General features: G+C 72.6%; 13 protein-coding genes and 2 pseudogenes. 10 read left to right on the forward strand and 5 right to left on the reverse strand.

Going from position 1 to position 11,071, the window contains the following annotated elements; all coding sequences use genetic code 11:
* Positions 1 to 170 (reverse strand): annotated as a pseudogene (locus tag G552_RS16535) (integrase core domain-containing protein); the annotation flags it as partial.
* Positions 171 to 585: 415 nt separating this feature from the next.
* Between G552_RS16535 and G552_RS0112065 the strand changes: the two are divergent.
* The 3 genes from G552_RS0112065 (at position 586) to G552_RS0112075 (ending at position 2,388) form a co-directional block, all read left to right on the forward strand.
* On the forward strand, positions 586 to 828 hold the full coding sequence (locus G552_RS0112065; RefSeq protein ID WP_027883268.1) for a hypothetical protein: 243 nt from the start codon (positions 586 to 588) through the stop codon (positions 826 to 828).
* A gap of 10 nt (positions 829 to 838) precedes the next feature.
* Entirely contained in the window at positions 839 to 1,438 is a 600-nt protein-coding gene (locus G552_RS0112070; protein WP_027883269.1) for a QcrA and Rieske domain-containing protein, read from the forward strand.
* Positions 1,439 to 1,557: 119 nt separating this feature from the next.
* Complete coding sequence (locus G552_RS0112075) at positions 1,558 to 2,388, forward strand: urease accessory protein UreH domain-containing protein (protein ID WP_027883270.1); 831 nt, start codon at positions 1,558 to 1,560, stop codon at positions 2,386 to 2,388.
* A 277-nt stretch (positions 2,389 to 2,665) separates the two neighbouring features.
* On the opposite strand, the gene G552_RS0112080 is transcribed toward G552_RS0112075, so the two are convergent.
* Together G552_RS0112080 and G552_RS0112085 are read right to left on the reverse strand one after the other, a co-directional pair.
* The gene (locus tag G552_RS0112080; RefSeq protein WP_084640439.1) at positions 2,666 to 3,670 is read right to left on the reverse strand and encodes a tyrosine-type recombinase/integrase; all 1,005 of its coding nucleotides are present in this window, start codon (positions 3,668 to 3,670) and stop codon (positions 2,666 to 2,668) included.
* Positions 3,671 to 4,355: 685 nt separating this feature from the next.
* Complete coding sequence (locus G552_RS0112085; RefSeq protein WP_156890741.1) at positions 4,356 to 5,396, reverse strand: erythromycin esterase family protein; 1,041 nt, start codon at positions 5,394 to 5,396, stop codon at positions 4,356 to 4,358.
* Between the two features lie 914 nt (positions 5,397 to 6,310).
* Between G552_RS0112085 and G552_RS15880 the strand changes: the two genes are divergently transcribed.
* From G552_RS15880 to G552_RS0112125, 6 genes are all read left to right on the forward strand, one after another.
* Positions 6,311 to 6,547, forward strand: coding sequence for a hypothetical protein (locus G552_RS15880; RefSeq protein WP_027883274.1), 237 nt, complete (start codon positions 6,311 to 6,313; stop codon positions 6,545 to 6,547).
* Positions 6,548 to 7,448: 901 nt separating this feature from the next.
* Entirely contained in the window at positions 7,449 to 7,601 is a 153-nt protein-coding gene (locus G552_RS16370; RefSeq protein WP_156890742.1) for a hypothetical protein, read from the forward strand.
* 6 nt (positions 7,602 to 7,607) lie between these two features.
* Positions 7,608 to 7,910, forward strand: coding sequence for a hypothetical protein (locus tag G552_RS16595; protein WP_027883276.1), 303 nt, complete (start codon positions 7,608 to 7,610; stop codon positions 7,908 to 7,910).
* Positions 7,911 to 8,074: 164 nt separating this feature from the next.
* Positions 8,075 to 8,335 (forward strand): type II toxin-antitoxin system Phd/YefM family antitoxin, encoded by a 261-nt coding sequence (locus G552_RS0112115; RefSeq protein WP_027883277.1) that lies wholly within the window; start codon positions 8,075 to 8,077, stop codon positions 8,333 to 8,335.
* A complete protein-coding gene (locus G552_RS0112120) occupies positions 8,332 to 8,754 on the forward strand; it encodes a type II toxin-antitoxin system VapC family toxin (RefSeq protein ID WP_027883278.1) in 423 nt (140 codons plus the stop codon). Before G552_RS0112115 ends, G552_RS0112120 begins: the two co-directional genes overlap by 4 nt.
* Before the next feature lie 110 nt (positions 8,755 to 8,864).
* Complete coding sequence (locus G552_RS0112125) at positions 8,865 to 9,122, forward strand: hypothetical protein (RefSeq protein WP_027883279.1); 258 nt, start codon at positions 8,865 to 8,867, stop codon at positions 9,120 to 9,122.
* 97 nt (positions 9,123 to 9,219) lie between these two features.
* Here G552_RS0112125 and G552_RS16040 read toward each other — a convergent pair whose 3' ends face one another.
* Together G552_RS16040 and G552_RS16045 are read right to left on the reverse strand one after the other, a co-directional pair.
* Positions 9,220 to 9,627 carry an ankyrin repeat domain-containing protein gene (locus G552_RS16040; RefSeq protein WP_051195794.1) on the reverse strand — a complete coding sequence of 136 codons (408 nt, stop codon included), beginning with the start codon at positions 9,625 to 9,627 and terminating at the stop codon, positions 9,220 to 9,222.
* Positions 9,628 to 10,372: 745 nt separating this feature from the next.
* The gene (locus G552_RS16045; protein WP_051304278.1) at positions 10,373 to 10,588 is read right to left on the reverse strand and encodes an AAA family ATPase; all 216 of its coding nucleotides are present in this window, start codon (positions 10,586 to 10,588) and stop codon (positions 10,373 to 10,375) included.
* Positions 10,589 to 10,799: 211 nt separating this feature from the next.
* On the opposite strand from G552_RS16045, the pseudogene G552_RS0112140 reads away from it, so the two are divergent.
* A pseudogene (locus tag G552_RS0112140) lies at positions 10,800 to 11,071 on the forward strand (transposase); the annotation flags it as partial.

The following is an 11,071-nucleotide window of genomic DNA, read 5'->3' on the forward strand; positions in this document are numbered from 1 at the left end:
ACCAGGTCCTGGATCTCCTTCCAGCTCTTTTTACTTTCACGCAGGGCTTTGACCAGTCGGAGCTTGCGCAGACGTTCCTTGACCTCTGGGTCGCCTGCTTTGGCCTCGGCCAGCCTCTGTGCTTGTCTAGCGCCTTGCCATATCTCTCGGCCAACGGTGGTAAACTGCACCTGGGGAACCTCCTTTCTTGGTTGGTTCCCCTCTTTTTATCCCAGCTTAGAGTCTCACATGTGTCCGTCCAGGTTCAGTCAACTGCAACTGCGTAACTCCTAGAACTGTTACGACGCCAGCGAGCTGGCGGACGTCGAGGCCTTCCTCGCACAGTTTCCGGGTGTCCAGCAGGTCCACCTCGACCGGACCACGGCCGTCGCCCACCTCAGCTACGACCCCGCGCGAACCGACGAGGCGGCCATCCGCAAGCGCTTGAAGCAGGCAGGCTACGACTGCGACTGCAGAGATTGCGTGCCCTCCACCGCCCAACCCGGCCATCCCAGCCTCGGACACGAGGGGCATGGCCACGATCCCGCTTCGACGGGCCACCACGCTTTAGCCCAGCACTCCGCCCCCGTACACGACCATGCCGCGATGGGGCACACGGCTCCTGAGATCCGGCCTGATCACGCTGGGGTGGGCCACACTGCCCACGACGAGCACGCCGGCCACAGCAGCCCTGACGACATGCTGCAGCGCTTCCTGATCTCGCTGGCCCTAACCATCCCCGTCGTGATCTTCTCGCCCATCGGCGGGGCGCTGGGCTTCCCCGACATGCCGCCCTTCGGCCTTTCGGTAGGGCTGTGGGGCTTCCTGCTGGCGACCCCAGTGGTGTGAGGTGTCAGCTATGGAAGTGAGCGAACTCAAAGCGTACGTCCATCGCCGGGCTGTCCTGCAGGCAGCTGTGGCGACGGGGGGCGGAGCCGCCCTGCTCTCCGCGCTGTACGTGGGGGCCGGGCTGGTTCCGCAGGAGCAGGTCACCCCGGAGCGGGAGCCCGTGGCCCCGGGGGACCTGATCGTCTACGCCCAGGGCGATAGGGCCGGGCAGCCGGTCAACGCGTCCGATCTGGAGCCGGGCCAGCGCCAGGTCATCGCCTATCCCATGAACCCGCAGACCCGGGTGGTCAAGGGTGAGGAGCCGGCCAACACCCTGCTGCTGCTCCGGCTCGAGGCCACCTCGCTCACCGCCGAGACCGCCAGGCACGCCGCCGGGGGCGTCGTGGCCTACTCGGGGGTCTGCACGCACCTGGGGTGCATCGTGAGCAACTGGATCGCTGACAAGCAGTTGCTCTTCTGCCCTTGCCACGGAGCCCAGTACGACCCGAGGGACCGCGCGAAGGCCCTGGTTGTTGCCCCTAAACCGCTTCCACAACTGCCGATCCGCGTCGAGGACGGTGTCCTGGTGGTGGCCGGGGAATTCCAGGGCCCGGTGGGGCCGCCGACCTAAAGGGAGACCCCATGGCCAAGATCCCGCCTGAGCCGCCGGGCGGCAGCACCCCCGGCCCGAAATCCGGGCGCAGGTTCCCGAGGACCCTGGGGGGTTCGAACCCGGGAAACCCCGCGGCGGTGGCGCCTTATCTGGGTTGGGGGCTGCTGGCGGGGTTGGGGCTGGCCCTGGTGCTGTTCGGCGCGCCGCTGGCGGCGCTGGCCCCGAGCCTCTATGCCCTGGCCAGCCAGCCCTACGCCTGGCTGGCCGAACCCATCAACACCCTGCGGCTCGGGCTGGGGATCCCCCTGTTGAGCGCGTTCCTGCTGGGCTTGCTGGGGGCCCTCGCCCCCTGCCAGCTTTCCACCAATGCCGCCGCCCTCTCCTGGTTGGCCCGGGACGCGCTCGAGGCCCAGGGTTCGGCCTGGAAGCGGGTGGGCTGGTTCTTGCTGGGCAAGGCGCTGGTCTACCTGGCGCTGGCAGGTGTCGCAGTCTGGGTCTTCGGGGGCACTTTCACCGCGCCCGGGGCGCTCTTCACCGGCGTCCGCCGGGTGCTGGGGCCGCTGATGGTGCTGATGGGCTTCCTGCTGCTGGGGCTGATCCGCCTGCCGGGCCCGAGCCTGGGGCCGGGCCGGCTGGGAGACTGGGCCCGGGCCAGGGGCGGCAGTCTCGGCGCTTTCACCCTGGGCGCGGCTTTCGGGCTGGCCTTCTGCCCCACCATGTTCTTCCTGTTCTTCGGGGCGATGCTGCCCGCGGCGGTGGCCTCGAGGGCGGGGCTGGTGTTCCCGGCCCTCTTCGCCCTGGGCACGGCCGTGCCGGTGCTGCTCATCCTGGCCCTGCTCGACCGGGGCAAGCCCAAAGGCGAGGTGCTGGGCGAGATGCGCCGCGGCGGGCGCCGGCTGAACCTCGCCGGCGGGGTCGTCCTGGTCGTGGCAGGGCTCTACGACACCCTCGTGTACTGGTTCTTGTAAAGCCGACCTACAACAGCACCGGCGCCAGGGCTGCGGAGCTCTCGGAGTGGCGAGCGCCCCGGGCAGGAGCATAAGCAGGTGCAGGCCCCGCCCTGGAGGCACAGCGTGGAGGCCTGCACACTCCCACCCTACGCGCCGGGCGCAACGTGGGCGCAACGGCGTGTCCCGCCGCGGGAGGTGCCGGGCCTTAGCCCCACGTCTGCAGCGGGGGAGCCAGGGGTTCTTCGGGCGGGGCCTTCCCGCGCAAGGCAGCCTCCAGTGCCTCCCCCCGGCCCGCTCACCCTTCGTCCTGGCCCGGCCCCACCTCGGGCAGCTTCTGCACGGCCTGCCGCAGGCGGCGGGCGGAGGCGTGGAGGTAGACCTGGGTGGTGGCGATCGAGGCGTGGCCCAGCAGCTCCTTGACCGCGTCCACCGGCACCCCCTCCTCGACCAGGGCGGTGCCGAAGGCGTGGCGGAACTTGTGGGGGGTGAAGCGCCGGGGGTCCAGCCCGGCCCGCACGGCCGCCGCCCGGAAGCGCAGCAGCACCCAGGTGGCGGTGGGGACCTTGCCCACCCGCCGGCCCGGCCCCCGGGCCTCGAAGACGAAGAGGCGGTCGGCCCCGCAGCCCGCCAGCGCCCGCCGCGCGGCGGGGGAGAGGGGGACCAGGCGCTCCTTGTCGCCCTTGCCCACCACCCGCACCGCCGCCGGGGCCCCGCCCTCAGGCGTACCGGCGTCCGCCGGTCCCGAAGGGAATCTGCCCTCCGTCACCAGGTCGCGCCGGCGGAGGGAGAGCGCCTCGGAGATGCGCAGCCCGGTGCCGTAGAGGAACAGGGCCAGCCGGCGCAGCAGGCCCTCCTCGGGCTCGCCCTGCAGGGCCTCGAGGAAGCGCGCGAGCTCGGCGCGCTCGGGGTGCACCGCCAGCCGGGCGCCGGCCCTGGGGCGGGCGACGGGCTCGGTCACGTCCTCGACCGCCTCGCCGCGCACCCGCCGGCGCCAGCGGCAGTAGGTGCGCAGGGCCGCCAGCAGGGCCCGCGCCCGCCTCGGCCCGGGGGAGCGCTCCTCCAGCAGGGCCCGCACCGCCTCGGGGGTCTCCCCCAGGCCGCGCCGCTCGAGGAAACGGTGCCAGGCCCGCACGTCGCGCAGGTACTTCTCCACGCCCCGGGGGGCGTGGCCCTTCTCCAGGCGTAGGTAGCGGGCGAAGGCCTCCAGGCGCTCCTCCAGCGCCGGGTCGAGGGGGGCAGGGCGGGGGAGGGGGTCCACCCGGTGTGTGGGCTCTGCCCGTCCCAGCAGGGGATCGTCCATGCGGCCATCCTAGCATAAGTTTATGGAAATGCCGATTTCCATAAAAATTCTTAAGCACCCCAGGGAAGGGCCTGGCCCCCTACTAAGCTGTGGGGTTACACCCGGGGCCGATCCTGCCTCGGGCACTGTCTGTACGCCGGTATAGGAACCGGGCGCTCGCCGCCTGTTGGACACCCCGAACCCCCTGTGGGGTTTTGAGGTTTGGGGGTTTTCGCCTCGAGGCCGTCGAGCCGGGTGCCGGACAGTGGTCAGGGGGTGGCCTCGAGCTATCCGCCCTCTGCCCACTGCCCCCGAGCTGCCCCTCGAACCCCCACCGATCTCTCCACGGCTTTACTGTTATCAGGATTGGGTCCGAGTTATCGATTTCTGGACCTATCCCAGATAAAAACGCTGTCCAGGACGGGCTCGAGACCGCCGACCGCATAAAACGAAAAGCAAGGCCCCTCCGCGGAGGGGCCCAGGGTTGGAACCGGGCTAGGTGGAGGTTTTGGGGGGTAGGGACGCCGGAATCGGAGGCTCGAGCCTCGGCCTCCACTCCCTGGGGTAGGTCGTGGCGGAGGGGCAGGGCAGGACGCCCACCCCGCTGCAAGTTCTTCTGGCACACCTGCGCCGTGCGGTCACCCATTCCCTGGCGTGGTACCCCGGTACCGAACTTTCCCACTCGCCCACGGCCCTGCTTGCTGCTTCACCGTAGGGGCTCGGCCGCGGTGGTCTTGTCGACGAAGAGCAGGGCGTCGAAGTAGTCGGGGAGGGTGGCCGGGCTCGAGCCGAGCAGGAGAGGAACGTAACTCGACCCGATGGCCTTGATGAGCTGGGGCCGCCGCAGCCAGCGCCCCAGCGGGCTGTCAGGCCGGACGGCGCGCAGGTCGAGCAGGAAGTCCCCGCCGAAGGCCCGGTGGAAAGCGGAGTCGGCGGTGCCGGGGAGGGTGGGGAAGATGGGCATGGCCACCCGCTCCCTGCCGACCCCGGGTAGTTGGGGCCACATGGCCAGCACCCGCCCGGAGTAGAAGGTGGTAGCCAGGGCGAAGTAGCCGCCGCCGTAGCGCTGACGCAGGTACCAGCCCATCAAGGGGTAGATGGCCCGCTCGGGGAAGGCGACGTGGCCGTTGTGCGCCCAGAGGACGGCCTTGCGTCCGGGGTACTCCTTCTCCAGCACCGTGATGATGGTCTCGGCCATGAGCCGGTCCCGGGTGCCGTCGTCCAGGATGATGAACCGTGGAATCCAGCTGGGCTGATCGAAGGCCGCGTCGAAGCCGAAGAGGTCGAGGGGGCGGTCGGGGTGCTGCTGGCGGTAGCGGGCCATCCACCCCAGCAGCCCGGCGAGCTCCCGGGTGCCGGGGAACATGTTCCGCGCCGCCAGCTCGCCCGCGTCGGGCAGGCCGGCCTGGACGATGCCGTTGGCGACGGGGTCGTCAGGCGCCTCCATCCCCAGCACGCTGAAGCCCATCTCCTCGACCAGGAAGCGGATGATGGAGGCCTTGTACTCGAAGATCTCCTTGCTGCCGTGCGACCCCTCGCCCAGCCCCACCACCCGCGCGTTCCCGACCAGCCGGCGGAGGTAGGCCTTGTCGGCCGGGCTGAGCGCGGTAGGCGAACCGCTGACGGGGTGGGCCTCGCCCCGGAGCTGGGCGACGACGGGCCGGTTGGCGAGCTCGAGCGCCAGCGCGGCCAGCAGCGCCAGGGCGCACAGGAGCAGGAAGCCCCGGAGCGACGACAGGAAGCGCACCAGCCTCCAGAGCGGCCGCAGCCACCTCGAGGCCCCCCGGCCCCAGGTCACCCGCCCTCCGCGGTCCCCCGGGTGTGCCCGGCCGGCGGCCACTTCCCCGCGTTCAACACCCGATCACCTCGTAGCCATTCTACACAACCCCGGACACCCCGGCCGCCGGGCCCGACCTCGACGCCCTCGAGGCACAGGTACAGCGGGGTCGGGGGAGGCTCGCCGCGAGGCGCGACCCCAGCCGCGCCTGGCTTCCACCGCCTGCAGCTCCGGGAGCCCCCAGGCCGGCGCCACTCCCTTCGTCACCGCCACCGGGTCGTGCGCACGGGTGGGCGTCATGGCCGCCCGCCGTGACCGCCTCTGCGGCGCGCTGCCCTACGGCCGCCCGACCGCCGCAAGGCGCTGGGGTGGGGGAGGCGCCGGCAAGAGTGGTGCGGATCGCTTTAAAACACCCCGGCCTTGGAGATAATTCGGAAGAACCCAACCCAGGCCGGGGGCAACCCCCGAAGAACCCAACCCCCAGGAGGAGCCCGCGTGCACACCTACGAAGACCCCCACGACGCCCACGCCGCCATCGACGCCGACAGGGCCCGCGAGGCCGAGGCCGTCCCGCCCCCGCTGGCCCGCGCCGTGCTGGCCCGGCTGGCCGGGGCGGCGGGGCTGGCGGCGGGGGAGGAGGTCATCTTCACCTCCGAGGCGCTGGGGGCGGCGCGCCTGGAGCGCGCGGAGGTGCTCGAGCTGCTGCGGCTGGCCGACCTCTTCGCCTCGCCCAGCCGCACCGAGACCTTCTCGCTGGCCGCGGCGGAGGCCGCCCTGGCGGGCAACCTGCTGCTGCTCAACGCCCACCTCCCGGCCCACCAGGAGCGCGCCGACGCCCTGGGGGCCCTGCTCTACCCCTTCCCCGGCTACGACTGGGGCTACGAGTGGGGCGCCCCCGCGCCCGCCCGCCTTTCCCCGGAGCTTTGGGCCTGGCGGCGGGGCTGGCGGCGGCGGGGGCCTCCTTCCTCCCCGGCCTGGCCCTGCTGGTGGCGCTGCCCCCGGCCCTGCTGGCGGCGGGGCTGGCCCTGCGCCGGGGGGGCCGGCGCGACAAGGCCCTGGCCGGGCTGGGCCTGCTGGCCTCGTACTGGGTGCTGCTGGCCCGGGCCGGGCTCTCATCCTGAGGTGGCTAGAATGGTGCCCATGATGCTCAAGTCCTTCCTTCGGTCTTTGCGCCCCTGCCGCCCCCTCCTCGCCCTGGCGCTCGGCCTGCCGCTGCTGGCGGGCTGCGACCAGAAGGACTCCCCGCCCCCGCCCGACCCCTCCGGCGTCACCCGGCTGGAGGTGAGCTGCGGCGGCCGGGGCTTCCTGGGCGTCCACATCTGGGGGGAGCGGGGGGTCATGGTCCTGCGCTTCTGGGGCCGCAGCTACCTCTACGACCCCGGCTTCGTGGGCGAGGCCTGGGGCGGGGGGCCCGACTGCATGAGCGCCCCCGAGCGGGGGGCGGTGGAGGTCTACCTCAAGCGCGCGCGCGACGGGCGGTGGGTGCGGGGCTGGGTGGAGGCGGGGCTGGGCGGGCTGCGGGGGGCTCCCCCGAGTTCCGGGTGCTCGGCGAGCTCAAGACCCAGGCGGTGGAGGAGGCCGACCTGCCCTTCGAGTACGTGGCCGACTCCAGGACCGACACGGGGTTCTACCTCAAGGACCGCCCCCTGCCCCCCACCCCCATCTGGCCGCCGCGGGCCTTCTGCCTGCAGCCGGGGGTGGGCTGGCCGTGGGGCGTCGAGCCGGGCAACTGGAACCCCGACTACCCCCCGGTGGCCCCCGAGAGCCCCCCCGCGCTGTACTACGGCTACGAGGGCGACGTCGGCGACCCCGCCTTCATCGAGTACACCAACGGGAAGTACTCCGCCGCCAGGGCCCACGCGGACTCCGTCGCCGGGTTCTTCGCCGTCGCCCCCGCCGACGGCCCGCTGAGGGTCGTGATCTACGCCTCCTGGCGCGCGGAGTGGCACCCCCTCTACGGCCGCTGGGTGCGCATCTACCCCAAGGAGCCCATCGCCCTGCGGCTGGAGGGGGGGGCGGCTGGTGTGCGAGGGCTACCGCCCGGCGGACTGGGTGGTGGAGCCGATGCCCGAGGGCTTCAACTTCCCCGGTTTTCTGCCCGAGGAGAACGACTTCGACGACTTCAACACCCCCTACGAGCTCCCCGCCGAGCTCGACCCCTACGCGGGGAGGTGAGCGGGCATGGGAAACCTGGGCAAGCTCGAGGCGCTGCTGCTGAAGATCCTGGGGTCGCTGGCCTTGGGGGTGGCCCTGCTGGCCCTGCCCCCCCTGGCCCTCCCCGACCGCCACCTCACCCCCACGGCCCGGGCCCTGCCCGAGGGCTCGCTGCCGCGGCAGGAGGCCCTGGCCGCCGTGCGGCAGGGGGCGCTGGCCCAGCTCACGCTGGGGGGGCTGGCGGGGGCGGTGCTGCTGGGGCTGGGCGGGCTGCGGGGGGAGGTGGCCCGGCTGCGCGAGCGGCTGGAGCAGGCGTTGGAGGAGGCCTGAAGGGGGGGGCCTCGAGCACCCCCAACCCCTCCCGCCCGGCCGGTGGAGGCCATGCCGCCCCCCGCTGGCCGCGAAGCCCGCTCCCGCCTCCCGCCCGAGGGCCTCTTTCCCCCCACGGGGAGGTCCGGCTTGACCAACCAATCTAGTCAGACTAGACTGATGGGGTGAAACGCAGCTGGCAGCTTCAGGAGGCCAAGGCCCGCTTCTCCGAGGTGGTGGAGCAGGCCCTGAAGGGCGAGGCCCAGACCGTGACCCGGCGGGGCCGGCCCGCGGTGGTGGTGCTGGACTGGGCGACCTACACCCGCCTTCGCGGCGAGGATACCCCCCTGCTCGAGGCCCTCCGCCCGCCGGAGCCCCTCTCCGACGAGGAGGCCGAGGCCCTCTCCGACCGGTCGCGCGCAGGCTACCGGGAGGTGGGCTTTTGAGCTACCTGCTCGACACCAACGTGGTCTCCGAGGCGGCCAAGCGTCAGCCCGACCCCAGGGTTACGGCCTGGCTGAAAGGGCTCTCCGTGCGGGAAGCCTACCTTTCCGCTCTCACCTTGGGCGAGCTGGTGCAGGGGGCCGTCCGCGCCCCCGAGCCGCGCCGAGCTGTCCTGGAAGGCTGGATCGAAGACCTCAAGCGGCGCTTCGCCGGGCAGATTCTGCCCCTGGACACGGGGGTCATGGAGACGTGGGGCGCCCTCACCGGCGAGGCCCTGAACCAGGGCCGCCCCCTTTCCCCCCTGGACGCCCTGCTGGCGGCCACCGCCCTGCGCCACGGCCTCACCCTGGTCAGCCGCAACACCGGCCACTTCCGGGGCCTGCCCGTTCGGCTGCTCAACCCCTGGGAGGCGGGGGCCTGACCCCGCTCTGGCCGCCGCCCTCCGCCCCCCGGCCCGCCGCCCGACCCCGCTATAACGGGGGTGTGGAGCCGCACCCCCTCCCCCCGCCGCCCCCCGCTAGCATGGGGGCCATGGAGCACGAGCCCACGACTGCGGCCCCGCCCCGCGCCCCCCACGACCGCCTGGCCGACCTCGAGCGCCGCCTGGAGGCGCTCGAGCGCCAGCAGTTGCTGCTGTTGCAGGCGCAGGCGCGCCTCGAGCGCCGCCTCACCCCGGCGCCGGGGCCTGCGGGCGAGGGGGGAGGGGAGGGGGAGGCCCTGCGGGAGGCTTTGGCCCTGGAGGCCTCCCGCCTGCGGCGGGAGTTCGCGCGCCGGCTCGAGGAGGTCTAGCGCACCCTCTGCCTGGCGGTGCTGGCCCTGGTGGGGCTGCTCGTGCTGCTGGCGTACGCCCTCGAGGCCGGGGCGGGCCGCCCCTAGGCCCCTGGGCTCACAGCTCGAGGCCGCCTCGCTCCGCTGCGGGGGCGGCAGGGGTGGCCTGTGCCCGGGCCGGCTCCGGCCCCAGCTCGAGGCCCCGCGCGCGGGCCAGGTCCTCGGGGGTCACGCCGTCGACGTCGGGGCGGCGGGGGTCGGCCCCTCCCTCCAGCAGGGCCTGCGCCGCTTCCTTCTGCCCCTCGAGGGCCGCCCAGTGCAGCGGGGTGCGGCCTCCGATGTCGGCGGCGTCGGGGTCGGCCCACCCCTTCAGCAGCGCCCGCGCGGCCCGGGCCTCGCCCCCCGCCGCGGCGTGGTGCAGGGGGCTCTCCCCCCCGGCCGCCGGGGCCTCCATCGGGGCCCCGGCCCGCAGCAGCCGGTGCAGCTGCTCCACGTCCCTGGCGTCGATGGCCTGGTGCACGGCCACCCACTGGGCCCTACGGCAACCTGGTGCAGCACCTGGCCGGCGGCGGCCTCCGCGAGGGAGGGGGTGCCGAGGGAGAGGGGCTGCCCATTCTTCCACAGCGCCGCGCGGGCCTGCGCGTAGGTCAGGGCCAGCCGCTCGGCCTCGCGCTCGAGGCGCTCGTGGTCGAGCACCACGTAGCTGCGCACCTGCCCGGCCTCCTCCCCCTCGGCCGGGCCCAGGCACCGCACCAGGCGGGCGTGTGCGGCCAGGGGCAGCGGCACCTCGCCCAGCACCTCGCGCCCGTCGACGTCGGCGGGCTCGGGGTGGGGGAGCACCCGCGGGTCCTCCTCCTCCCCCAGCCGCCCGGCGCGGCGCCAGGCCTCAAGGGCCTCGAGGCCCCGGCCGATGACGACCTTCTCGGCGTTCTCCATGGCCGGGAGGGTAGTACGGGGGTGGCGGGACCGTCAACGGTTCGGGGTGGGGGGCGCGCGGGTTTTGCGTCGAAGCTGCTGAGCAGGGCGCTGCTACCTTCGGCGGGTGTCCCGGCCCGTGCTGCCTTAAGGATACCCGGCGCGTCCGGCGTCACCGGCGTCGGGGTGGGGGCGGTGACGCCGGGGCGGCTACACTGTGCTTATGCGCGCCCCCCTCCCCCCCTTCCCCTCCTCGAGGACGCCGCCCGCCGGCTTTACCGGCTGCCCCTGGCGGGGGCCGCGCCGGCGCTGGCCCCGCTGAGCGCGCTGTGCCCCGTGGTGGCCTGGGGGGACCCCTACCTCAGCCCCCGGAAGAGGTCCTTGAGGAAGGCCCCGAAGGGCGCGAGCTTGTCGCACCAGACCACCGCGCTCCAGGCCTCGAGGGCGGGGCGCACCTCCTCGAGCAGGGCGCTCTTGCCGTAGCCCGGCGGGGCCGCCAGCACCACCCCGCGCCCGGCGCGCACCGAAAGGAGGAGTGCACGCCCTTCCTGCTGTCTGCCCACGAATGCCATCCCCGGAACCTCCGCACTTACTGCATTACTGACTTACTGAATTACTGCATTCAGTAATTCAGTAGATCAGTAGTTACTGTACTCAGTATTTACTGAAATCAGTTGTAATCGGTCAACACATGTGAGACTGGGGGGCCGACTTGAAGTGCTGCCCCAAATTTGGACCACCCCAAGAGAGAGACCGAGGGGTGTAGCCTGAAGGGGTAGCGAGATGCGCAGGTGGTCAGCGAAGGAAAAGGTAAAAATTGTGTTGGAGGTCTTGTCGGGTCAAAGGACCGTGGCCGAAGCCTGCCGAGCTCACGAGGTCGCAGAGTCCGTGCTCTACAGGTGGCAACGGGCGTTCTTGGATAACGCCCATGCCGCCTTCTCCCATAGCTGCGCAGAACAAGAGGCCCGCGTCCGCGAACTGGAACGCTTGGTCGGCCAGATGGCCCTGGAGCTGGAGGTCCTAAAAAAAGCCTCGGGACTCTACCGGCAAAGGAA

Origin of the sequence: Meiothermus rufus DSM 22234 (assembly GCF_000423425.1) — a bacterium.
GTDB lineage: Bacteria > Deinococcota > Deinococci > Deinococcales > Thermaceae > Meiothermus > Meiothermus rufus.

Bases quoted from the DNA above. Each gene is read 5' to 3' on its own strand.
- G552_RS0112065 (WP_027883268.1), top strand. From the start codon at position 586: ATGGGGCACACGGCTCCTGAGATCCGGCCTGATCACGCTGGGGTGGGC.
- G552_RS0112070 (WP_027883269.1), top strand. From the start codon at position 839: ATGGAAGTGAGCGAACTCAAAGCGTACGTCCATCGCCGGGCTGTCCTG.
- G552_RS16595 (WP_027883276.1), top strand. From the start codon at position 7,608: ATGGGAAACCTGGGCAAGCTCGAGGCGCTGCTGCTGAAGATCCTGGGG.
- G552_RS0112080 (WP_084640439.1), bottom strand. From the start codon at position 3,670: ATGGACGATCCCCTGCTGGGACGGGCAGAGCCCACACACCGGGTGGAC.
- G552_RS16045 (WP_051304278.1), bottom strand. From the start codon at position 10,588: ATGGCATTCGTGGGCAGACAGCAGGAAGGGCGTGCACTCCTCCTTTCG.
- G552_RS0112125 (WP_027883279.1), top strand. From the start codon at position 8,865: ATGGAGCACGAGCCCACGACTGCGGCCCCGCCCCGCGCCCCCCACGAC.